We start from the raw sequence: 21,275 nt of genomic DNA on the forward strand, positions 1-21,275 counted from the left end.
GGAATAAGAAGATGAACAAAGAGAATGTAAAACTGGCGATCGCGCCGATCGGCTGGACCAACGATGATATGCCGGATCTCGGCAGTGAGAATACCTTCCAGCAGACCGTCAGTGAGATGGCGCTGGCGGGCTTTACCGGCAGTGAAGTGGGCAGCAAATACCCGCGCGATCCGGCGATTCTGAAACCGATGCTCGATATTCGCGGCATCGAAATCTGCAACGCCTGGTTCAGCACCTTTTTTGCCAACGGCGACAAAGAGAAGACCATCGAACAGTTCATCGAGCACATGAACTTCCTGCATGCGATGGGCGCGCGGGTGATTGGCTGTTCTGAGCAGAGTAAAAGTATTCAGGGCACCACGCTGGCGGTGTTTGAAGAAAAAGCGATTTTCAGCGATGAAGAGTGGCGGTTAACCGCAGAAGGCTACAACGAACTTGCCCGCATCGCAGCAGAGAAGGGAATGCGCGTGACGTTGCATCACCACATGGGCACCGGCATTCAGACCACAGAAGAGATCGACCAGTTTATGGCGATGACCGACGAGCAGGTCGGTTTGCTCTATGACACCGGCCACGTCTACTACTCCGAAGGCTCCCAGCAGAAGATGCTGGCGGTACTGGAAAAATATCTGCCGCGCATCTTCCATGTGCATCTCAAGGATGTGCGTGATGAGGTGGTGGCTGAAGTGCGTGAGAACCATCTCTCGTTCCTGGAAGGGGTGAAAAAGGGCACCTTTACCGTGCCGGGCGATGGCGTGATCGACTTTAAGCCAGTGTTTAAAATCCTGGACGATTTCGGCTACAAAGGCTGGATGGTGGTGGAAGCGGAGCAGGATCCGGCGCTGGCCAATCCGTTTGAGTATGCGGTGAAAGCGCGGAAATATATTCGGGAAAATACAGGGTTATAACGTGCTCTGAATAAAGGCGGGCTTCCCTGTGGGAAGCCCGCCTTTTGTTTTACTTCAGCGTAATGCTTTTCACAATGCTGTCAGCATCGCTCTGGGCCTGCTGCTGATTATCGCCTGGCAGCGTAATCTGCAGCGTCACCAGTTTGCCATCCACTTTTGCCAGAACCACGGAAGACCATGAGGTCTGGTTGTTGGCAGAAATCACGGTATCCAGCTGCTGAGCGGGCTGATCTTTCAGCGTCACAGATTTGTTCGACACCACCTGCAGCTGCGGATCGCGGTTGCGCTGCTGCTGTTCCATGCGCTTCGACAGCACATCCAGCCCGTCACTGGTCGGGTCACCGGCAATCACAATAATGGCGCGGGCACCGGTTTCATCCGCATAAACGTGCATGTTCGTGGTCTGCGAACCCAGTTTACCGCTTTTATCTGACATGCCTGGTGGCAGTGAGAAGCTCAGTTTGCCATCCATCAGCGTGACAGTCTGCGCCGACTGACTGGCACTGACGCCGTTGTCGTTCGCCGCTTCATCTTTCTTCTGGTCACAGGCCGCCAGGCCAAGTACCAGTAAACCCATTCCTACATATTTCACCAGGTTGCGCATCAGAATCCCTTTTTTAAGTTTCCAGTCAGGCATTAATACAACAGGAATCAGGTTGCAAACGCAACCTGATGATTGTCAGAAGATCTTAGCGGGTAATGGCGGAAATTATATAAGTTCTTTGAGCCTGGCCAATCAGACTATTTTATTTGTCATTCTGAACCTGGGCAGTGCTCACAATCCTCACGTACTACGTGTACGCTCCGGTTGTTCCGCGCTGTCCGTGTCCAGACTGCCTGCAACAATGACGCCTGATGGGCCAGGCTCAGCCGAAATTGACCTGGCGGGCGGTCTGGCGTTCAGCCAGACGTTTTAGCGCGGCATTGAGCAGTACGCCGTAGGCGGGCAGGAAGAAGACCATGCAGATCAGCACTTTGAAGCTGTAATCCACCAGGGCGATCTCGACCCAGTGCTGCGCCATAAACGCATCGGGACTTTTATAGAAGGCGATAAAGAAGAAGGCCAGCGTATCGCTGATATTCCCCAGGAACATGGCGCAGCCGGGTGCTATCCACCACTGAGGCAGACGACGCAGACGGTTGAAGACATGAACGTCGAGGATCTGACCCAGTGCATAAGCCATAAAGCTGGCGCAGGCGATACGGGCAACAAACAGGTTCATCACTTCCAGCGCCTGCCAGCCCTGCCATTCACCCTGATAGAACAGCGCCGAAACACCGTAAGAGATAAACAGCGCCGGGATCATCACGGCCAGAATAATGCGTCGGGCCAGCGGTGCGCCAAAAATACGCACGGTGAGATCGGTCGCCAGGAAGATAAACGGGAAGCTGAACGCACCCCATGTGGTGTGGAAGCCAAAGACGGAGATCGGCAACTGAACCAGGTAGTTACTGGAGGTGATCACCAGCAGGTGAAACAGCGATAACCAGAAAAGCGCATGCATGCGCTGACGTGAAGAAAATGCGAGCATATTCAACCTTTTTAATGTTGGGGTGAGGGAACCCATTGCGGGACGCCGTTCGGGCAGCGCCTGGCAGTTTTATGAGCAAAAAGCGGCGGCATATTACCGCGTTGTGCTTTTTATGCAATGGTTAATTTTAACGCAATCGTTATCGCCTTGCTTCACCGCCAGCACGCGCTAGAATGAGCGCCCCTTACCTGAACCGAGTTGATTATGAGCGATGCTTTTTCCTCTGCCGACCATCAGCTGGATGCCCGTGGCCTGCGTTGTCCGGAGCCGGTGATGATGGTGCGCAAAACCGTACGCAGCCTGCAGGATGGCGAGACGTTACTGATTATCGCCGATGATCCGGCGACGACCCGCGATATTCCCGGCTTCTGCCGCTTCATGGAACATGGCCTGCTGGCACAGCAGACCGACACGCTGCCCTATCAGTTTCTGATCCGCAAAGGTATGGCGGGTTAACAGCAGCCGTTCAGGCCGCCGTTAACCGCTCTCTTCAGACAGAGCCTTTTACTCAGGCGCGACGCCGCAGTAACCGCAGCGCGTTGGCGGTAACCAGTGCGGTCGCACCGGAATCTGCCAGCACCGCCAGCCAGAGTCCGGTCAGACCCAGCAGGGTGGTGACCAGGAAAATCGCCTTCAGCCCCAGCGCAATGCCGATATTCTGGCGGATGATGCGCCGCGTACGACGCGCCAGCGCAATCATCGGGGCCAGGTTGCTGAGCTGATTCCGTGTCAGGGCCGCATCAGCCGCTTCCAGCGCGACATCGGTGCCGCTGCCCATCGCAATGCCCAGCGTCGCTGCTTTCATCGCCGGGGCGTCGTTAATGCCATCTCCGATCATCGCCAGCGGCTGCTGCTGACTCAGTTCACGGATAGCTGCGACTTTATCGGCGGGCAGCAGGCTGGCGCGATAATCAATATCGAGCTGGCGGGCAATGGTTGCTGCCGCGCGCGGGTTATCGCCGGTCAGCATCAGGCTCTCGATGCCCAGCTTTTTCAGCGCTTTTAACGCCTCCACGGCATCGTCGCGCAGCTGATCGCGCAGGGCCAGCGCACCGAGCGCCTCGCCATCGCGCATCAGTACCACCAAGGTTTCACCTTCGGCTTCCTGCTGCGCAATCTGCGCGCTTTGCTGCGGCGTCAGGCCGGGCGTATGACCGGGCGTCAGCAGCTGAATCTGCTGGCCTGAGACCCGCGCACTGATGCCGCGTCCCGCCTGCACCTGCTGATCCTGCGCGTCAGGAATGACCAGACCACGCGCCTGCGCGGCCGCCACGATAGCGCTGGCCAGTGGATGGGTCGCACCCTGTTCCGCCGCCGCGCTTAACGCCAGCATCTCTGGCTCGCTGGCTGTGCCAAACCGCAGGATCTGCGTCAGCTGGGGCTTGCCCAGCGTCAGGGTGCCGGTTTTATCAAAGGCCATCCTGCGCAGCGAACTCAGGCGTTCCAGCGCCGCACCACCTTTAATCAGTGCACCCTGACGCGCCGCCGCAGCCAGCCCGGAGGTAATCGCGGCTGGCACAGAGATCACCAGCGCACAGGGGCAGCCAATCAGCAGCAGGGTCAGCCCTTTGTAGATCCACGGCTGCCAGTTGCCTGCGAAGAGCAGGGGCGGCACGACCATCACCAGCAGCGACAGCAGCATGACCAGCGGCGTATAAATGCGGCTGAACTGATCGATAAAGCGTTCAACCGGCGCACGGTGCGTTTCTGCTTCCTCAATCAGCAGCAGGATACGGTCAATTGCGCTTTCACCGGGTTTCGACACCACTTCCAGCGTCACCAGCCGGTCGATGCTGGTGGCCCCGGCCAGGATCTTTTCGCCGCTGGCGCGGGTGACCGGCAGTGACTCACCGGTCAGCGCGCTCTCATCGAAACTGGCGAGCGGGCTGATTAAACAGCCATCGACCGGCAAACGGCTGCCCGCTGCGACTTCAATCACATCACCCGGTTGCAGCGCCGCCAGCGGCACCTCACTGCGTTTGCCCTGTTCCAGTCGAATCGCTGATTCAGGACGCAACGCCATCAGGCTGGTGACGCCGCTGCGTGCCCTGGAGGCAGCATAGCTTTCCAGCTGTTCGCCCAGCTGAAACAGCACCAGCACCATGGCGGCTTCTGCATGCGCGCCAATGATCAACGCGCCTGCCGACGCCAGCGTCATTAATGTCTCAATGGTAAAAGGCGATCCGCTGCGCAGACGCTGCCAGGCACCGCGCGCGACCGGGACCAGGCCGACCAGGGTGGTCAGCACAAACAGCCGATCGCCCCAGACGGGCGCGAACTGGCTGAGAACGCTGCTGGCGAGCACCAGCAGCGCCAGTAAAATCAGTAACCGGTTCTGCTGCCAGCGCGAGCTTGCGGACGGCGTCTCCGAAGGTGTAGCAAGCTGGAAACCGGCTTTTTTTACCGCCTGTTCAACGGCGCTTTGTACATCGTTGTCAGCGTTAACCACCAGCTTCTCGCTGCTGAACAGCACGCGGGCGTCGGTTACGCCGCTTATCTGGCGCACGGCGGTTTCAATGGTGCGGGCGCAGCCCGGACAGTCCATGCCGCTGACCTGCCAGCTAAAGGGCCAGGCGCCTCGCCGGTCGCTTTCCTCAGCGGAGTCGGCCTCATTGCCAGGGCTGCTGTTGCAGTCACAGCAGCAGCCTGCCGTATCCGCCGTCACGGGCGTAGCAGCATGAATAGAAAGGGAGAGTGGACGGGCCTGACGAACCTGGCACAGCGGTTTTGCTGCGGCGTGGCTGGCACGCGGTTTGCCGCAGCCACAGGCGTTATGTTGATGCATATGACCTCCGGAGTGTAAGAGTCGCGGGATGAGCAACGTTGCCCATCCCTTATCCTACACTCTGGAGTGAACTCCAGAGTCAAGACTAATTTCTCAGACGACCCACAGTGAACGCACGATCATAAAGTGACCGGCAAAGTAGCAGGCGGCCACAATCGCGCTGTCAGCGCTGAAGCGACGACGATAGTGCGAGATAAACCAGACCGCGTTGGCGAGCAGCAGCAGACCGGCACCGACCATGATCGAGAAGCTGTAATCGGTCGGACGGAAGAAGTACTGCTCGGTCGCTATCCAGGTCATCACTACCGTCATGCCAATAAAGGTGCAGACAGGCCAGCGCAGATCCTCCAGTCGGCTCCAGATGATGCCAATGAGGGCAGCACCGATGATGAGCAGCGTCAGCGGAATCGGCCAGAAGAAGGTCATGGTCATACTGGCGGCGAAGCAGAGCGTATAGAGCAGGTGTGACAGGAAAAACGCCCCGACGGCATAGAGCATCTGCTGACGCGGCAGCAGTGTTAACGCATCTCCGACCAGCGTCGCAACCAGACCGGCCAGAATCAGATAGTCCGTGGTTTGCAGCACCGGTGCCTGCCAGGCGAGCCCGACCAGCAGCAGCAGCGTGACGGGCTTAAACAGCCAGCGTTGCCATTGTGGGCCGCGATAGGTGGCATCGACATAGAGCCAGCCGGAGAAAAGTACAGCGAGGAAAGACCAGAGCATTGTTTCTCCCTTTTTTACTCAAAATGGTGAAAGATCCCAAAATATCACTTCCAGTTTAGGTTAAGCCTCTGAGATGTGACAATCAGGCAACTCTGGTTGTATGCTTTGCCGCCTGATTTAACAGGCATGAGAGCGCTATGAGCAAACCACCGTTAATCTTTATCATCGTTCTGGCGATTATCGCTGTGCTGGCGAGTCGTCAGTTTATTAAGCAACGCCGTGAGGCTGCGGTGAATGATGCCTCCCCCACGCGTGCTCTGCAGGCTGAAGTCAAAACTAAACGTGAATTCCCTTCTCCCAATCGTCGTTCACGGCAGCGTGAAGTCATCGCCGGGGAAGAGATGCGGTATGAGGTGCTGTTTCATCCGCTGAACGGTGACAGCGACATCAAAGTGCAGCTTAAAGAGGGGGAGTATCACCAGCTGGATAAAGGCGCGAAAGGTGAGCTGAAGATGCAGGGCACGCGCTTTATCAGCTTCACGCCCGTGCAGTAAGGCGGGCATTGCGCCCGCCCGACACTACTTTTTGCGTGGGAAATTTTTCTTCTGCCAGGCGACCAGTTCAAACACGCCAAACAGAAACACTTTCGCCTGGGTGACGCGGTCAATCGGCGGTGCATCTTTAGTCTGCGTCGTGCGCAGTAATACCAATTGCAGACCATGCATCAGGATCATGAAGATCAGTGCCACGTTGATAAAATAAGTCAGTGGCTTCGGGTAGGGATGGACCAGATTAGCCAGTAAAAATCCCCACACGCATAGCATCAACAGACGCCCCAAATTAAGTAACATCCTGCGTCTCCTGTTGACGTTGATACAAACGATAAGCCACTTGTCCGGCTATTTTCTCGCGATAAAGATCCCACTCTGGCGGCACCGGCGGTGCGCCATTTTCCACTTCACTTTCGACGTAAATCAGCGCCTGATCGGCCAGCCAGTTATTCTGCTCCAGCAGCTGTAGCGTCTGCTCCAGCAATCCCTGACGAAACGGCGGATCGATAAACACCACGTCAAAGGGTGTACCCGCCTGTGCCAGCCAGTTTAGCGCATTGGTCTGAACCACGGTGCCATTCGTAGCGCGCAGCGTCTGCAGATTTTTTGTTAACTGCTGTGCCACCGGACGTTCCAGCTCCAGCAGCGTCGCCGATCCCGCGTAACGCGACAGCGCTTCCAGTCCTAATGCGCCGCTACCGGCGAAGCAGTCGAGGCAGCGCGCCTCTGGCAGAACCGGGGCCAGCCAGTTAAACAGCGTCTCGCGAACCCGATCGGTCGTGGGGCGCAGTCCGGCGCTGTCCGGCACCGGCAATTTGCGTCCGCGCCACTGACCACCAATGATGCGAATCTGCCCGGCACCGCCTGTACTGCGGGGGTTTTTATTCATCTTGCTCACAACTCGTCATAATTTGTTGCGTAGTTTAACGGGCGAATCGGTGAGAAGAAACGTTAAAAAAGGGTGCTGTGGTGAGCTGGCTGGAAAGTGTTAGACTACTGAGTTGCTGAAGTCATGCATTATTCTGCGGTTTACGCCGGTCTGGCGCTGACCAATTTCATTGATTTACCCCTGGAAACCACGCGCGACCGGGACAAAGCCATCGAGGAGTGTCGTCACACAATGGCAAAAGAGAAAAAACGTGGCTTTTTTTCCTGGCTGGGATTTGGCAAAGAGGAAGAGAAACAACCTGCAGCGGAGGAGCAGACACCAGAGGTCGCTCAGCCCGAACAGCAGCAGACAGAACAGGAAGCCCCGGCATTAAGCCAGGCTGAAGCACAAGCGGAAGAGACTGTCGTCATCACCGAAACGGTGGCCGGACAGCAGCGTGAGGCGGAAGTCACTGCGGCAGCGCCGCATGAATCAGCACCTGCGGTGCTGGATGAGGCTGAGCCGATTGAGGCCGACCCTGAAGCGCTACTGGAAGTTGCTGCACCTGAACATGACGCGACGCCGGTTATCGACGCCGACGATGTGGTGACGCCGATCGCTGATGCGGAACCCGCAGACGCGCCGTTAAGCGAAGAGGAGCTGACGGCACTGGCGCTCGGCGACGCAGAGATCGTTGACATCCCGCACAGCGAAACCGACGCACCGTTAAGCGAAGAAGAGTTGACGGCGCTGGCGCTGGGCGATGCAGAGATCGTCGAACCCCCGCACAGCGAAGCACCGTTAAACAACGACGTGCTCACGCCACAGGTGCTGGATGACGCAGCGATCGCTGAAACTCAGGATAGCGAAGCAGACGCGCCGCTGACCGAGGAAGAGCTGACCGCATTGGCACTGGGTGACGCCGACGTCACTGACCAGGAACCGACTGAGTCGTTATCCGATACCGTCAGCGATCTGCCGCTGGCCGCCGCGCCGCTCATCGTGCAGGAGCAGGAGCGTCCCAGCAAAGAGGGCTTCTTCTCCCGCCTGAAGCGCAGCCTGGTCAAAACCCGTCAGAACCTCGGTTCCGGTTTTATCAGCCTGTTCCGTGGCAAAAAGATTGATGATGACCTGTTTGACGAGCTGGAAGAGCAGTTGCTGATTGCGGATGTGGGCGTGGATACCACGCGCCGCATCATCACCAACCTGACCCAGCAGGCAAACCGCAAGCAGTTGCGTGACGCGGAAGCGCTCTACGGTCTGCTGAAAGCAGAGATGGCCTCGATTCTGGCGAAAGTGGATGCGCCACTGGACGTGTCAGGCAAAACGCCGTTTGTCATCCTGATGGTGGGCGTCAATGGCGTGGGTAAAACCACCACCATCGGTAAGCTGGCGCGCCAGTATCAGGCCGAGGGCAAGTCCGTGATGTTAGCGGCCGGTGATACCTTCCGCGCTGCGGCGGTTGAGCAGCTGCAGGTGTGGGGCCAGCGTAATAACATTCCGGTCATTGCGCAGCATACCGGCGCAGATTCCGCTTCGGTGATCTTCGATGCCATTCAGGCCGCGAAATCACGCGGCGTTGACGTGCTGATTGCCGATACGGCGGGTCGTCTGCAGAACAAATCGCACCTGATGGAAGAGCTGAAAAAAATCACCCGCGTGATGAAAAAGCTGGATGATTCCGCGCCTCACGAAGTGATGCTGACGCTGGATGCCAGCACCGGACAGAATGCGGTCAGCCAGGCCCGACTGTTTAATGAAGCCGTCGGCCTGACCGGGATTGCGCTCACTAAGCTGGATGGCACCGCCAAAGGCGGCGTGATCTTCTCGGTGGCCGATCAGTTCGGTATTCCGATTCGCTACATCGGCGTCGGTGAAGGCATTGAAGATTTACGGCCGTTTAAGGCGGAAGATTTTATTGAGGCACTGTTTGCCCGAGAGGACTAATTAGGATGATTCGCTTTGAAGAGGTCAGTAAGGCATATCTCGGCGGACGTCAGGCGCTGCAGGGGGTAGATTTCCATCTGCGTCCCGGCGAAATGGCGTTTCTGACCGGCCACTCCGGTGCCGGTAAAAGTACCTTGCTGAAGCTGATTTGTGGCATTGAGCGCCCGAGTGCCGGAAAAATCTGGTTCAGCGGCCATGACATTTCCCGCCTGCGTAACAGTGAGGTGCCTTTCCTGCGTCGTCAGATTGGCATGATCTTCCAGGATCACCACCTGCTGATGGATCGGTCGGTTTATGACAATGTGGCGATCCCGCTGATTATCTCTGGTGCCAGCGGCGAGGATATCCGTCGTCGCGTTTCGGCGGCGCTGGATAAAGTGGGCCTGCTCGACAAAGCGAAAAGTTATCCGATTCAGCTTTCGGGCGGTGAACAGCAGCGTGTGGGCATCGCCCGTGCGGTGGTGAACAAGCCGGCCGTGCTGCTGGCCGATGAACCGACCGGTAACCTGGACGACGCGCTGTCAGAAGACATTCTGCGCCTGTTTGAAGAGTTTAACCGCGTCGGTGTCACCGTCCTGATGGCGACGCATGACAGCGGCCTGATCGCCCGACGCAACTACCGGATGATGACGCTGAATCAGGGACGTCTGCACGGAGGCCACGATGGTCAATAAACGTATTAAACGTCCGGCTGCACCGAAAGCGAAGCAGCCGTCGAAGTCGAAGAGTAAAGCGCTGAAGGGCGGCTGGCAGGAGCAGTGGCGCTATGCGCTGCGCGGCACGCTTTCGGACATGTGGCGTCAGCCGCTGGCGACGCTGCTGACGGTGATGGTCATCGCCATTTCGCTGACGCTGCCCAGCGTCTGCTACATGGTGTGGAAAAACGTCAGTCAGGCGGCCACGCAGTGGTATCCGGCGCCGCAGTTGACCGTTTATCTCTCCAAAACGCTGGATGATACGGCGGCAGAAAATGTGGTGGCACAGCTCAAGCAGGTTGAAGGCGTGGATAACGTCAACTACCTGACGCGGGAAGAGGCGCTGAACGAATTCCGTAACTGGTCAGGCTTTGGTGGCGCAATGGATATGCTGGAGCAGAATCCGCTGCCTGCGGTGGCCATCATCACGCCTAAGCTCAACTTCCAGAACTCAGACACCATGCAGAGCCTGCGCGATCGGGTGAGCAAAGTGCAGGGCGTGGATGAAGTGCGAATGGATGACAGCTGGTTTGCGCGGCTGGCGGCGCTGACCGGGCTGGTGGGGCAGATTGCCTCCATGATTGGCGTGCTGATGATTGTGGCGGTCTTCCTGGTGATCGGTAACAGCGTCCGTCTTAGCATCTTTGCCCGGCGCGACACCATCAACGTGCAGAAGCTGATTGGTGCCACTGACGGCTTTATCCTGCGTCCGTTCCTCTACGGCGGAGCGCTGCTGGGCTTCAGTGGGGCAGTGCTGTCGCTGCTGCTGTCTGAAGTGCTGGTGCTGCGTCTGCAGTCGGTCGTCGCCAGTGTGGCAACCGTATTTGGTACCACTTTCTCGCTGGAAGGCTTTTCCTGGGATGAAGCGCTACTGCTGCTGCTGATTGCGGCCATCATCGGCTGGGTCGCAGCCTGGCTGGCGACGGTACAACATTTACGTCGATTTACGCCGCAGTAAACGCCTGCAACATTTTTTTGTTATAATGGTCCTCTGCTACCGATGGTGGGTACAGAGGATTTTCCCCTCTTCCCTTCCTGTCATCTGTGTGTAAAATATTCACTGCTATAATTGAACTTGTGGATAACTTTATCACTCTAAGTAGCACAGATTGCTTTCGGATCTCGCGTGACGTTGACGTAATGTATCGTCTGCGCAGGGAAATGTGCGGCAATTCCACTGAATTTGTGAGGGTTTGAATGACCAAAGAAATGCAAACTTTAGCTATTGCTCCTCTTGGCAACCTGGAGTCTTACGTCCGGGCGGCGAATACCTGGCCGATGCTCTCGGCAGAAGAGGAAAAAGCGCTGGCTGAACGGCTGCATTACCAGGGCGATCTGGAAGCAGCTAAGACGCTGATCCTGTCACACCTACGCTTTGTAGTTCATATCGCTCGTAATTACTCCGGTTATGGTCTGCCACAGGCTGACCTGGTCCAGGAAGGTAACATCGGCCTGATGAAAGCGGTGCGTCGCTTCAACCCTGAAGTGGGCGTGCGTCTGGTTTCGTTCGCCGTGCACTGGATTAAAGCGGAGATTCACGAATACGTGCTGCGTAACTGGCGTATCGTGAAAGTCGCGACCACCAAAGCACAGCGTAAGCTGTTCTTTAACCTGCGTAAAACCAAGCAGCGTCTGGGCTGGTTCAATCAGGACGAAGTCGAGATGGTTGCGCGCGAGCTGGGCGTAAGCAGCAAAGACGTGCGCGAAATGGAATCGCGTATGGCCGCGCAGGATATGACCTTTGACATGTCTGCCGACGACGAGAGCAGCGAAGGCCGTTCTATGGCACCGGTGCTGTATCTGCAGGATAAAACCTCTGACTTTGCCGACGGCATCGAAGAGGATAACTGGGATGCGCACGCGGCTGACAAGCTGAGCTATGCGATGGAAGGTCTGGATGAGCGCAGTCAGCACATCATTCGTGCCCGCTGGCTGGACGAAGACAATAAAACCACGCTGCAGGAGCTGGCCGATCAGTACGGCGTATCAGCCGAACGTGTCCGGCAGCTGGAAAAGAACGCCATGAAGAAACTGCGTATGGCGATTGAAGCGTAACGCACTTCAACACCTTAAGGGGCGACAGATGATGTCGCCCTTTTTGTTTTCTGCGTCTGGCTAGTCTGCCGCCCGTATCCAGCCGTCACTCTGCGCCCTGAAGCCACACGCCTGCATAAACGCCGCGCGTACCTGCTGATCGTCACTGCCATCATCGGCAATCCACCAGTCCGCGATTGAACCATTCTGCCTGATCGTCTCCTCCAGCAAATACTGGCCTACCCCGCGTCGCCGGGTGACATCGCGCACCGCCAGCCGGTGAACCTTGCCGTGGATGCCGGAAATTTCCAGCTGCAAACCCGCCAGCAGGCGGTCGTTAAATCGCGCCGCGTAAAGACGATGAGACTCACTCAAACCCTGTTCCAGTTTTTCCATCTCCAGATCAGGCCAGACTTTGCCAAGATCGATGCGGTCCTGCGGCGTCAGCGCGGTCAGGCGCTGGATAGTGAGCTTCATAACAAAAACCTCTAAAAAAGGGGAAAGTGTAGCGAAAGTATACAACCAGAGTGCCACCACATTTTCATCAATAAAACAGGTCAAAAGATGGCCTGGATGCCAGGATAACAGGAGTAAACCTGGATGGCGGGCGATCAATCCAGCATAACGCGCTGGCAAAGTGGTTATAAACCGGCCGTTGCATCCAGTGTATTATGCTGTTTAACCCGGTCAATTCTGAATGTGTCAGTTGATTTACAGAAGAAACTTCCTGTTTAATAACCTGAAAAATAAAGCCTTATTACTAATAAATGTCAGAAAAGTACGCTAACTCATTCATCATTAATCAGTTTTCGACTTTATCTGGCAACGCAAGCACTCAACATACACGACAAAACAAATGGGGTAGTCAGGATGAAAATGAAAGGGCGCGCATTACTGGCGGGATGTGTAGCACTGGCGATGAGCCATGCGGCGCTGGCTGAAGATATCAAAGTGGCCATTGTCGGCGCAATGTCGGGTCCGGTGGCGCAGTACGGCGACATGCAGTTCGCCGGTGCAACGCAGGCGATTGAAGATATCAATGCCAAAGGCGGGGTTAACGGCAACAAGCTGGTGGCGGTGAAATATGACGACGCCTGTGACCCGAAACAGGCGGTTGCGGTCGCGAACAAGGTGATTAACGACGGCATCCGCTACGTCATCGGCCACCTTTGCTCTTCCTCTACCCAGCCGGCGTCTGACATCTATGAAGATGAAGGCGTGCTGATGATCACTCCGGCCGCGACCGCACCTGACCTGACTTCCCGTGGCTATAAACTGATTATGCGCACCACCGGCCTCGACTCCGATCAGGGGCCGACCGCCGCGAAATATGTAATGACCGAGCTGAAACCGCAGCGTATCGCTGTGGTGCATGACAAACAGCAGTATGGCGAAGGCCTGGCGCGCTCCGTGCAGGAGAGCCTGAAAAAGCAGGGCGCCAATATCGTAATGTTTGAAGGGATCACCGCAGGCGATAAAGATTTTTCTACGCTGGTAGCCCGCTTCAAGAAAGAGAACGTCGATTTCGTCTATTTCGGCGGTTACTACCCGGAAATGGGGCAGATCGTGCGTCAGGCGCGCGCTGCGGGTCTGAAAACCCAGTTTATGGGACCAGAAGGCGTGGGTAACGCCTCGCTGTCGAACATCGCCAGTGCAGCCTCTGAAGGCATGCTGGTGACCCTGCCGAAACGCTACGACCAGGTTGAAACCAACAAACCAATCGTGGACGCGCTGAAAGCGAAGAAACTGGATCCGACCGGCCCGTTCGTCTGGACCACCTATGCAGCACTGCAGTCGCTGGCAACCGGTATGGAGCGCAGCAAGAGCGCAGAGCCGGACGCTATCGTGAAAAACCTCAAGGAAGGCGCTGCAGTCCCAACCGTGATGGGCAACCTGAACTGGGATGAGAAGGGCGATCTTAAGGGCTTTGAATTCGGCGTCTTCAAATGGCATGCCGATGGCACCTCGACCGCTGTGAAATAAACCAGGCTGTTTTGTGGTGAGCGGGAAGCCGGATAACCGGTTTCCCCTGACCAGCGACACGAACGCCTGGTGCCCGTCTGCCAGGCGTTTTTTGTACCCCGATCGCCTGCGATCGGTTAAGTAAGGGTCAAGGTATGTCCGAGCAGTTCCTCTATTTTATTCAGCAGATGTTTAATGGTGTGACCCTGGGAAGCACCTACGCGCTGATCGCCATCGGTTACACCATGGTTTACGGCATTATCGGCATGATTAACTTCGCCCACGGCGAGGTTTACATGATCGGTAGCTATGTCTCCTTTATCGTGATTGCCGCCCTGATGATGATGGGCATCGACACCACCTGGCTGATGATTGCAGCTGGCTTTGTGATGGCAGTCATTATCTCCAGCGCTTACGGCTGGAGCATTGAGCGCGTCGCCTACCGGCCTGTGCGTTCATCCAAGCGCCTGATTGCGCTGATCTCCGCCATCGGGATGTCGATATTCCTGCAAAACTACGTCAGCCTGACCCAGGGTTCACGCGACCTGGCGCTGCCGAGCCTGATCACCGGACAGTGGACGGTAGGCGAGAGCAACGGTTTTGCCGCGACCATCTCTACCATGCAGATTGTGATCTGGGTGGTGACCTTCCTGGCGATGCTGGCGCTGACCACCTTTATCCGTTACTCACGCATGGGCCGCGCCTGTCGCGCCTGCGCGGAAGACCTGAAAATGGCCAGCCTGCTGGGGATTAACACCGACCGCGTGATCTCGCTGACTTTTGTGATCGGTGCCGCGATGGCGGCAGTCGCAGGCGTATTGCTGGGCCAGTTCTACGGTTCGATCAACCCCTTCATCGGCTTTATGGCGGGCATGAAAGCCTTTACCGCCGCGGTGCTGGGTGGGATTGGCAGTATTCCGGGTGCCATGATTGGCGGCCTGGTGCTGGGGATTGCTGAAGCGCTGACTTCTGCGTATCTCAGCACGGAATATAAAGATGTGGTTTCGTTTGCCCTGCTGATTGTGGTGCTGCTGGTGATGCCGACCGGGATTCTGGGTCGTCCGGAGGTCGAAAAAGTATGAAGACCTCTTTTATCAACGCCCTGATCTCCTCCCTGATGCTGCTGGTGCTGGCCACCTTCTTTATGGGACTGCGCCTGAATCTGGACGGTACGAATCTGGTGGTGCAGAACGCCGGTAGCGTGCGCTGGAACTGGATCGCCGCAGGCTGTGCGGTGGTGTTTCTGTTCCAGCTGCTGCGTCCGATCTGGCAAAGCGGCCTGAAGAAAATTTCCGGTCCGGCGCTGGTATTACCCGGTCTGGATGGCTCGACGCCGAAGCAGAAGCTGGTGATGGTGGTGCTGATTATCGCCGCGATTGCCTGGCCTTTCCTGGTGTCACGCGGCACTGTCGATATCGCCACCATGACGCTGATCTACGTGATGCTCGGTCTGGGCCTGAACGTGGTGGTCGGACTCTCTGGCCTGCTGGTGCTGGGTTATGGCGGCTTCTACGCCATCGGCGCTTATACCTTTGCGCTGCTGAACCACTATTACGGTCTTGGCTTCTGGCAGTGCCTGCCGCTCTCCGGCATGGTCGCTGCGCTGTTTGGCCTGCTGCTGGGCTTTCCGGTGCTGCGACTGCGCGGCGACTATCTGGCGATTGTGACGCTGGGCTTCGGTGAAATCGTGCGTATTCTGCTGCTGAACAATACCGCCCTGACCGGCGGTCCAAACGGCATCAGCCAGATCCCGAAACCGACGCTGTTTGGTCTGGAGTTTGGCCGTACGCCACGTGAAGGCGGCTGGGATACTTTCCACAACTTCTTTGGGCTGAAGTACGATCCCAGCGACCGCATCATCTTCCTTTACCTGGTGGCGCTGCTGCTGGTGGTACTGACGCTGTTCGTGATCAACCGGCTGCTGCGGATGCCGCTGGGCCGCGCCTGGGAAGCACTGCGCGAGGATGAGATTGCCTGCCGTTCACTGGGCCTGAGTCCGACCCGCATCAAGCTTACCGCCTTTACCATCAGTGCCGCATTTGCGGGCTTTGCCGGCAGTCTGTTTGCCGCGCGTCAGGGATTTGTCAGTCCGGAATCCTTTACCTTTGTCGAGTCCGCCTTTGTGCTGGCGATTGTGGTACTGGGCGGGATGGGCTCGCAGTTTGCGGTGATTCTGGCCGCCATTCTGCTGGTGGTGTCACGCGAGCTGATGCGCGATCTGAATGAATACAGCATGCTGGTGCTGGGTGGACTGATGGTGCTGATGATGATCTGGCGTCCGCAGGGATTATTACCGATGAAGCGTCCGCATCTGAAGCTCAGAGCCGCTAAAAAAGGAGAGCAGGCATGATTCAGCCTTTATTAGCCGTTGAAGGCCTGATGATGCGCTTCGGCGGTCTGTTAGCCGTGAACAATGTGGCACTGGAGCTGCGTCCGCAGGAGATCGTTTCACTGATTGGCCCCAACGGTGCCGGTAAAACCACCGTGTTCAACTGCCTGACCGGCTTTTACAAGCCCACCGGCGGCACGATCACATTGCGTGAGCAGCATCTGGAAGGGCTGCCGGGCCAGAAGATTGCGCGGATGGGCATTGTGCGCACATTCCAGCACGTCCGCCTGTTCCGTGAGATGACGGTGATTGAGAACCTGCTGGTCGCGCAGCATCAGCATCTGAAAAGCGGCGTGTTTTCCGGCCTGCTGAAAACCCCGGCGTTTCGCCGCAGTGAGAGCGAGGCGCTGGATCGTGCGGCGACCTGGCTGGAGCGGGTGGGTCTGCTGGATCTGGCAAACCGTCAGGCGGGTAATCTGGCCTATGGTCAGCAGCGTCGGCTGGAGATTGCGCGCTGCATGGTGACGCGCCCGGAGATCCTGATGCTGGATGAACCGGCGGCGGGTCTTAACCCCAAAGAGACCCACGAGCTGGACGCGCTGATTGCGGAGCTGCGTGGCGAACACAAGGTGTCGGTGCTGCTGATTGAACATGATATGAAGCTGGTGATGGGCATTTCTGACCGTATTTATGTGGTTAATCAGGGAACGCCGCTGGCTAACGGAACGCCGGAGGAGATTCGTAATAATCCGGATGTCATTCGTGCCTATTTAGGAGAGGCCTGAGATGGCAAATGCGATGTTAACCATTGAGAACGTCAGCGCTCACTACGGCAAAATTCAGGCGCTGCACAATGTCAGCCTCTATATCAATCAGGGCGAAATTGTCACCCTGATTGGCGCTAACGGAGCCGGAAAAACCACGCTGCTGGGCACGCTGTGCGGCGAGCCGCGCGCGACCCAGGGCACCATCACTTTTGATGGCAAAGCCATTACCGACTGGCAAACGGCGCGCATTATGCGTGAAGCAATCGCCATCGTGCCAGAGGGACGGCGGGTGTTTTCGCGCATGACGGTGGAAGAGAACCTGGCGATGGGTGGCTTTTTTGCCAGTCGCCCGGAGTATCTGACGCGGATTAAGCGCGTGTATGAACTCTTTCCGCGGCTGGAGGAGCGTAAAATCCAGCGCGCCGGAACGATGTCAGGCGGCGAACAGCAGATGCTGGCGATTGGCCGTGCGCTGATGAGCCAGCCGCGCCTGCTGCTGCTGGATGAGCCGTCGCTGGGACTGGCACCGATCATTATTCAGCAGATCTTCGACACCATTGAGCAGTTGCGCAGCGAAGGGATGACGATTTTCCTGGTGGAGCAGAATGCGAATCAGGCGCTGAAGCTGGCGGATCGGGGCTATGTGCTGGAGAACGGGCATGTGGTGCTCGAAGATACCGGTGCAGCGCTCCTATCAAACGAAGCCGTCCGCAGCGCTTACTTAGGTGCCTGATGGGGCACGGCCTGGCTTACTTGCCAGGTTCCGGTTGGGCAGTGCTCGCCATCCTCACGTACTACGTGTACGCTCCGGTGGCTGCGCGCTGTCCGCCCGCAACCTGGCTGCGCCGCCGACGGCCTTGAGCATCGATTTGGGGGAGCTGAGGATGGCCTTGTGGGCATGGTTTAAAACCTCAGTCATGCATTTTCAGCTTCCAGTCGCTCTGCAATTTATGTAACTAAAAACTGGCAGCGTGGGCGTTTTGCCGCCGCGCTGCCAGCGTCCTCTTTTCCTCTCTTTAGTCTGTCACCTGCCTGTCATCTGCCTGTTATTAATCCGTCATTTCCCCGTGTCATGTTACTTCGCGAAACAGAAATCCGTGATTTCACGCGTATTTACCTGCACAGGAAAATTCTATGTCCGTCGTTACCTTTCGTCGTAGCCTGATGAGCGTGCTGCTCGGTCTGACGCTCAGCAGCCATGCCATGGCCGCCACTGAGATCCCCTTCTGGCACTCCATGGAAGGCGAGTTAGGCAAAGAAGTGGATTCGCTGGCACAGCGTTTTAACGAGACGCATCCCGATTACAAAATTGTTCCGACCTACAAAGGTAACTACGAGCAGAGTCTGGCAGCAGGAATTGCGGCCGTGCGCAGCGGCAAAGCGCCTGCGGTGCTGCAGGTCTATGAAGTCGGCACGGCGACCATGATGGCCTCTAAGGCGATTGTGCCGGTACATCAGGTCTTCAAAGATGCCGGCATCCTCTTTGATGAAAAACAGTTCGTACCCACGGTGGCGGGCTACTACAGCGACAGCAAAGGTCAGCTGATCTCTCAGCCGTTCAACAGCTCGACGCCGGTGCTCTACTACAACAAGGACGCCTTCAAAAAAGCGGGCCTGAACCCGGATCAGCCACCGAAAACCTGGCAGGAGCTGGCGACCGATGCCGCGGCACTGCGCAAAGCAGGCCTGAGCTGTGGCTACGCCAGCGGCTGGCAGGGCTGGATCCAGATCGAAAACTTCAGCGCCTGGCATGCATTGCCGGTGGCGACGGAGAACAACGGATTTGACGGCCTCGACGCGGTGCTGGAGTTCAACAAGCCGGTGCAGATTCGTCATATCGACCTGCTGGAAGCGATAAATAAGAAAGGCGACTTCACCTACTTTGGCCGCAAAGATGAGTCCACTGCCAAGTTCTACAACGGCGACTGCGGTATCACCACCGCTTCATCCGGTTCGCTGGCCGATATCCGTCATTACGCTAAATTCAACTTCGGTGTCGGCATGATGCCGTATGACGACACCGTACCGAATGCGCCGCAGAACGCCCTGATCGGCGGCGCCAGCCTGTGGGTGATGAAAGGTAAAGATGCGGCAACCTACAAAGGCGTGGCCGAGTTCATGCAGTTCCTCGCTAAACCGGAAATCGCTGCGGAATGGCATCAGAAAACCGGCTATCTGCCGATTACCACCGCCGCCTATGAGCTGACGAAACAGCAGGGCTTCTACGACAAAAATCCGGGTGCAGATATCGCGACCCGCCAGATGATGAACAAGCCGCCACTGCCGTTCACCAAAGGGATGCGTCTGGGCAACATGCCGCAGATTCGTACCGTGATCGACGAGGAGCTGGAAAGCGTCTGGACCGGTAAACAGTCACCGCAAAGCGCGCTGGATAACGCAGTGAAACGCGGCAACGAGCTGCTGCGCCGCTTCCAGCAGCAAATGAAATAATCTCTCCCCTGGCCAGCCCAGGCTGGCCTCTCTTTTCTGACGTCAGGTACGCCATGTCTTCATCCCGTCCGGTCTTTCGCACCAGCCTGTTGCCTTATCTTCTGGTGCTGCCGCAACTGCTGATTACCGCCATCTTCTTTCTCTGGCCTGCCGGTGAAGCGCTGTGGTACTCGCTGCAAAGTCTCGATCCCTTTGGCATCTCCAGCAGCTTTGTCGGGCTGGAAAACTTCAGACGCCTGTTTGCCGATCCTTATTATCTCGATTCATTCTGGACCACCATAAAGTTCAGCGGCATGGTCACGGTCTTCGGCATGGTGCTTTCGCTGCTGCTGGCGGCGCTGGTGGATTATGTGGTGCGACTGCGCCGCCTCTATCAGACCCTGCTGCTGCTGCCCTACGCCATTGCCCCGGTGGTGGCCGCGGTGCTCTGGATGTTTCTGTTTAATCCCGGTCTGGGCCTGTTCAGCTATCTGCTGAACCACATCGGCTACAACTGGAACTATGCGCAGAACAGCGGTCAGGCGATGTTCCTGATTGTGCTGGCGTCGATCTGGCAGCAGATGAGCTACAACTTCCTGTTCTTCTTCGCCGCACTGCAATCAATCCCTAAATCGCTGGTGGAAGCCGCCGCCATCGACGGTGCCGGGCCGGTGCGTCGCTTCTTCAACCTTTCTCTGCCGCTGATTACGCCGGTCAGCTTCTTTCTGCTGGTGGTGAACCTGATCTACGCCTTCTTCGATACTTTCCCGGTGATCGATGCCGCAACCGGCGGCGGGCCGGTGCAGGCGACCACCACGCTGATCTACAAAATCTATCGCGAAGGATTTACCGGTCTGGATCTCTCCTCATCCGCGGCGCAGTCGGTGGTGCTGATGCTGCTGGTCATCGGGCTGACGGTGCTCCAGTTCCGCTTTGTTGAACGTAAGGTGCAATACCAATGATTGAGAATCGACGCGGGCTGGATCTCTTCAGCCACATCGTGCTGGTGCTGGGCGTGCTCACCATCCTGTTCCCGCTCTATGTCGCCTTTGTGGCGGCGACGCTGGATAACGAGGCGGTCTATCAGGTGCCGATGACGCTGGTGCCGGGTACGCATCTGTGGGCGAACATCTCGCGCATCTGGACGCACGGCGTTAACGGCAGCGGACCGGCGTTTGGCCTGATGCTGCTCAACAGCATGATCATGGCGCTGGGCATCACCTTCGGCAAAATCACCGTGTCGATGCTGTCGGCGTTTGCGCTGGTCTGGTTTCGCTTTCCGCTGCGCACGCTCTTTTTCTGGCTGATCTTCATCACGCTGATGCTGCCGGTTGAGGTACGTATCTTCCCCACGGTACAGGTGATTGCCGACCTTAATCTGCTCGACAGCTACAGCGGCTTAACCCTGCCGCTGATGGCCTCAGCGACCGCCACTTTTCTGTTCCGTCAGTTCTTTATGTCACTGCCGGATGAACTGGTGGAAGCGGCGCGCATCGACGGTGCCAGTGCGATGCGCTTCTTCATCGACATTGTTCTGCCGCTGTCGAAAACCAATCTGGCGGCGCTGTTCGTGATCACCTTTATCTACGGCTGGAACCAGTATCTCTGGCCGCTGCTGATCATCAATGATGCAAGCCTCGGCACGGCGGTGGCAGGGATCAAAAGCATGATCTCCTCCAGCGGATCTCCGACCCAGTGGAACGAAGTGATGGCGGCAATGTTATTAACCCTGATCCCACCGCTGGCGGTGGTGTTAGTCATGCAGCGTGCCTTTGTGCGCGGTCTGGTTGAGAGTGAGAAATAA

Annotated in this window: 22 protein-coding genes; 15 read left to right on the forward strand and 7 right to left on the reverse strand. The window is 57.1% G+C overall.

Annotated elements, in window-relative coordinates; genetic code table 11:
* The first annotated feature begins 11 nt into the window (after positions 1–11).
* Positions 12–908 carry a myo-inosose-2 dehydratase gene (iolE, locus tag EGO56_RS01545; RefSeq protein WP_135907534.1) on the forward strand — a complete coding sequence of 299 codons (897 nt, stop codon included), beginning with the start codon at positions 12–14 and terminating at the stop codon, positions 906–908.
* A gap of 49 nt (positions 909–957) precedes the next feature.
* On the opposite strand, the gene EGO56_RS01550 is transcribed toward iolE, so the two are convergent.
* Both EGO56_RS01550 and EGO56_RS01555 read right to left on the reverse strand, forming a co-directional pair.
* The gene (locus EGO56_RS01550) at positions 958–1,512 is read right to left on the reverse strand and encodes a DcrB family lipoprotein (RefSeq protein WP_033734745.1); all 555 of its coding nucleotides are present in this window, start codon (positions 1,510–1,512) and stop codon (positions 958–960) included.
* A gap of 262 nt (positions 1,513–1,774) precedes the next feature.
* The gene (locus EGO56_RS01555; RefSeq protein ID WP_003852182.1) at positions 1,775–2,440 is read right to left on the reverse strand and encodes a 7-cyano-7-deazaguanine/7-aminomethyl-7-deazaguanine transporter; all 666 of its coding nucleotides are present in this window, start codon (positions 2,438–2,440) and stop codon (positions 1,775–1,777) included.
* A gap of 204 nt (positions 2,441–2,644) precedes the next feature.
* On the opposite strand from EGO56_RS01555, the gene tusA reads away from it, so the two are divergent.
* On the forward strand, positions 2,645–2,896 hold the full coding sequence (gene tusA / locus EGO56_RS01560) for a sulfurtransferase TusA (protein WP_010253330.1): 252 nt from the start codon (positions 2,645–2,647) through the stop codon (positions 2,894–2,896).
* Positions 2,897–2,948: 52 nt separating this feature from the next.
* Here tusA and EGO56_RS01565 read toward each other — a convergent pair whose 3' ends face one another.
* Both EGO56_RS01565 and EGO56_RS01570 read right to left on the reverse strand, forming a co-directional pair.
* Positions 2,949–5,225: a zinc/cadmium/mercury/lead-transporting ATPase gene (locus EGO56_RS01565; protein WP_135907535.1), complete on the reverse strand. Its 2,277-nt coding sequence runs from the start codon at positions 5,223–5,225 to the stop codon at positions 2,949–2,951.
* 93 nt (positions 5,226–5,318) lie between these two features.
* Positions 5,319–5,948, reverse strand: a complete 630-nt coding sequence (locus EGO56_RS01570; protein ID WP_013359353.1) for a lysoplasmalogenase — start codon at positions 5,946–5,948, stop codon at positions 5,319–5,321.
* Between the two features lie 137 nt (positions 5,949–6,085).
* On the opposite strand from EGO56_RS01570, the gene EGO56_RS01575 reads away from it, so the two are divergent.
* Positions 6,086–6,442 carry a DUF2500 domain-containing protein gene (locus EGO56_RS01575; RefSeq protein WP_135907536.1) on the forward strand — a complete coding sequence of 119 codons (357 nt, stop codon included), beginning with the start codon at positions 6,086–6,088 and terminating at the stop codon, positions 6,440–6,442.
* 24 nt (positions 6,443–6,466) lie between these two features.
* Here EGO56_RS01575 and EGO56_RS01580 read toward each other — a convergent pair whose 3' ends face one another.
* Complete coding sequence (locus tag EGO56_RS01580) at positions 6,467–6,739, reverse strand: DUF1145 family protein (RefSeq protein WP_003852192.1); 273 nt, start codon at positions 6,737–6,739, stop codon at positions 6,467–6,469.
* A complete protein-coding gene (rsmD, locus tag EGO56_RS01585; protein ID WP_135907537.1) occupies positions 6,729–7,328 on the reverse strand; it encodes a 16S rRNA (guanine(966)-N(2))-methyltransferase in 600 nt (199 codons plus the stop codon). Before rsmD ends, EGO56_RS01580 begins: the two co-directional genes overlap by 11 nt.
* A gap of 231 nt (positions 7,329–7,559) precedes the next feature.
* On the opposite strand from rsmD, the gene ftsY reads away from it, so the two are divergent.
* The 4 genes from ftsY (at position 7,560) to rpoH (ending at position 12,004) form a co-directional block, all read left to right on the forward strand.
* A complete protein-coding gene (gene ftsY / locus EGO56_RS01590; protein WP_135910512.1) occupies positions 7,560–9,254 on the forward strand; it encodes a signal recognition particle-docking protein FtsY in 1,695 nt (564 codons plus the stop codon).
* 5 nt (positions 9,255–9,259) lie between these two features.
* On the forward strand, positions 9,260–9,928 hold the full coding sequence (ftsE, locus tag EGO56_RS01595; RefSeq protein ID WP_013359348.1) for a cell division ATP-binding protein FtsE: 669 nt from the start codon (positions 9,260–9,262) through the stop codon (positions 9,926–9,928).
* The gene (gene ftsX / locus EGO56_RS01600; RefSeq protein ID WP_013359347.1) at positions 9,918–10,907 is read left to right on the forward strand and encodes a permease-like cell division protein FtsX; all 990 of its coding nucleotides are present in this window, start codon (positions 9,918–9,920) and stop codon (positions 10,905–10,907) included. The genes ftsE and ftsX overlap by 11 nt, the downstream gene beginning before the upstream one ends.
* 239 nt (positions 10,908–11,146) lie before the next feature.
* Positions 11,147–12,004, forward strand: a complete 858-nt coding sequence (gene rpoH, locus EGO56_RS01605) for an RNA polymerase sigma factor RpoH (RefSeq protein WP_003852201.1) — start codon at positions 11,147–11,149, stop codon at positions 12,002–12,004.
* Positions 12,005–12,064: 60 nt separating this feature from the next.
* Here rpoH and panM read toward each other — a convergent pair whose 3' ends face one another.
* Complete coding sequence (panM, locus tag EGO56_RS01610; RefSeq protein ID WP_013359346.1) at positions 12,065–12,460, reverse strand: aspartate 1-decarboxylase autocleavage activator PanM; 396 nt, start codon at positions 12,458–12,460, stop codon at positions 12,065–12,067.
* A 393-nt stretch (positions 12,461–12,853) separates the two neighbouring features.
* Here panM and EGO56_RS01615 point away from each other — a divergent pair, with 393 nt between their 5' ends.
* The 8 genes from EGO56_RS01615 (at position 12,854) to ugpE (ending at position 21,275) form a co-directional block, all read left to right on the forward strand.
* Positions 12,854–13,966: a branched-chain amino acid ABC transporter substrate-binding protein gene (locus EGO56_RS01615; RefSeq protein ID WP_135907538.1), complete on the forward strand. Its 1,113-nt coding sequence runs from the start codon at positions 12,854–12,856 to the stop codon at positions 13,964–13,966.
* 134 nt (positions 13,967–14,100) lie between these two features.
* The gene (livH, locus tag EGO56_RS01620) at positions 14,101–15,027 is read left to right on the forward strand and encodes a high-affinity branched-chain amino acid ABC transporter permease LivH (protein WP_009087789.1); all 927 of its coding nucleotides are present in this window, start codon (positions 14,101–14,103) and stop codon (positions 15,025–15,027) included.
* Positions 15,024–16,295: a high-affinity branched-chain amino acid ABC transporter permease LivM gene (locus EGO56_RS01625; RefSeq protein ID WP_135907539.1), complete on the forward strand. Its 1,272-nt coding sequence runs from the start codon at positions 15,024–15,026 to the stop codon at positions 16,293–16,295. The genes livH and EGO56_RS01625 overlap by 4 nt, the downstream gene beginning before the upstream one ends.
* Positions 16,292–17,059: a high-affinity branched-chain amino acid ABC transporter ATP-binding protein LivG gene (gene livG / locus EGO56_RS01630; RefSeq protein WP_010253302.1), complete on the forward strand. Its 768-nt coding sequence runs from the start codon at positions 16,292–16,294 to the stop codon at positions 17,057–17,059. Before EGO56_RS01625 ends, livG begins: the two co-directional genes overlap by 4 nt.
* 1 nt (position 17,060) lies before the next feature.
* Positions 17,061–17,774, forward strand: a complete 714-nt coding sequence (livF, locus tag EGO56_RS01635; protein ID WP_098052142.1) for a high-affinity branched-chain amino acid ABC transporter ATP-binding protein LivF — start codon at positions 17,061–17,063, stop codon at positions 17,772–17,774.
* Between the two features lie 401 nt (positions 17,775–18,175).
* Positions 18,176–19,492, forward strand: coding sequence for a sn-glycerol-3-phosphate ABC transporter substrate-binding protein UgpB (ugpB, locus tag EGO56_RS01645; RefSeq protein WP_135907541.1), 1,317 nt, complete (start codon positions 18,176–18,178; stop codon positions 19,490–19,492).
* Positions 19,493–19,545: 53 nt separating this feature from the next.
* Complete coding sequence (gene ugpA, locus EGO56_RS01650) at positions 19,546–20,433, forward strand: sn-glycerol-3-phosphate ABC transporter permease UgpA (RefSeq protein WP_135907542.1); 888 nt, start codon at positions 19,546–19,548, stop codon at positions 20,431–20,433.
* Positions 20,430–21,275 carry a sn-glycerol-3-phosphate ABC transporter permease UgpE gene (ugpE, locus tag EGO56_RS01655; protein ID WP_135907543.1) on the forward strand — a complete coding sequence of 282 codons (846 nt, stop codon included), beginning with the start codon at positions 20,430–20,432 and terminating at the stop codon, positions 21,273–21,275. Before ugpA ends, ugpE begins: the two co-directional genes overlap by 4 nt.

The sequence above is a fragment of the Pantoea vagans genome (assembly GCF_004792415.1).
Classification (GTDB): Bacteria; Pseudomonadota; Gammaproteobacteria; order Enterobacterales; family Enterobacteriaceae; genus Pantoea; species Pantoea vagans.

Coding starts and splice junctions, on each gene's coding strand:
- iolE (WP_135907534.1), top strand. CDS start 12: ATGAACAAAGAGAATGTAAAACTGGCGATCGCGCCGATCGGCTGGACC.
- EGO56_RS01550 (WP_033734745.1), bottom strand. CDS start 1,512: ATGCGCAACCTGGTGAAATATGTAGGAATGGGTTTACTGGTACTTGGC.
- EGO56_RS01555 (WP_003852182.1), bottom strand. CDS start 2,440: ATGCTCGCATTTTCTTCACGTCAGCGCATGCATGCGCTTTTCTGGTTA.
- tusA (WP_010253330.1), top strand. CDS start 2,645: ATGAGCGATGCTTTTTCCTCTGCCGACCATCAGCTGGATGCCCGTGGC.
- EGO56_RS01565 (WP_135907535.1), bottom strand. CDS start 5,225: ATGCATCAACATAACGCCTGTGGCTGCGGCAAACCGCGTGCCAGCCAC.
- EGO56_RS01570 (WP_013359353.1), bottom strand. CDS start 5,948: ATGCTCTGGTCTTTCCTCGCTGTACTTTTCTCCGGCTGGCTCTATGTC.
- EGO56_RS01575 (WP_135907536.1), top strand. CDS start 6,086: ATGAGCAAACCACCGTTAATCTTTATCATCGTTCTGGCGATTATCGCT.
- EGO56_RS01580 (WP_003852192.1), bottom strand. CDS start 6,739: ATGTTACTTAATTTGGGGCGTCTGTTGATGCTATGCGTGTGGGGATTT.
- rsmD (WP_135907537.1), bottom strand. CDS start 7,328: ATGAATAAAAACCCCCGCAGTACAGGCGGTGCCGGGCAGATTCGCATC.
- ftsY (WP_135910512.1), top strand. CDS start 7,560: ATGGCAAAAGAGAAAAAACGTGGCTTTTTTTCCTGGCTGGGATTTGGC.
- ftsE (WP_013359348.1), top strand. CDS start 9,260: ATGATTCGCTTTGAAGAGGTCAGTAAGGCATATCTCGGCGGACGTCAG.
- ftsX (WP_013359347.1), top strand. CDS start 9,918: ATGGTCAATAAACGTATTAAACGTCCGGCTGCACCGAAAGCGAAGCAG.
- rpoH (WP_003852201.1), top strand. CDS start 11,147: ATGACCAAAGAAATGCAAACTTTAGCTATTGCTCCTCTTGGCAACCTG.
- panM (WP_013359346.1), bottom strand. CDS start 12,460: ATGAAGCTCACTATCCAGCGCCTGACCGCGCTGACGCCGCAGGACCGC.
- EGO56_RS01615 (WP_135907538.1), top strand. CDS start 12,854: ATGAAAATGAAAGGGCGCGCATTACTGGCGGGATGTGTAGCACTGGCG.
- livH (WP_009087789.1), top strand. CDS start 14,101: ATGTCCGAGCAGTTCCTCTATTTTATTCAGCAGATGTTTAATGGTGTG.
- EGO56_RS01625 (WP_135907539.1), top strand. CDS start 15,024: ATGAAGACCTCTTTTATCAACGCCCTGATCTCCTCCCTGATGCTGCTG.
- livG (WP_010253302.1), top strand. CDS start 16,292: ATGATTCAGCCTTTATTAGCCGTTGAAGGCCTGATGATGCGCTTCGGC.
- livF (WP_098052142.1), top strand. CDS start 17,061: ATGGCAAATGCGATGTTAACCATTGAGAACGTCAGCGCTCACTACGGC.
- ugpB (WP_135907541.1), top strand. CDS start 18,176: ATGTCCGTCGTTACCTTTCGTCGTAGCCTGATGAGCGTGCTGCTCGGT.
- ugpA (WP_135907542.1), top strand. CDS start 19,546: ATGTCTTCATCCCGTCCGGTCTTTCGCACCAGCCTGTTGCCTTATCTT.
- ugpE (WP_135907543.1), top strand. CDS start 20,430: ATGATTGAGAATCGACGCGGGCTGGATCTCTTCAGCCACATCGTGCTG.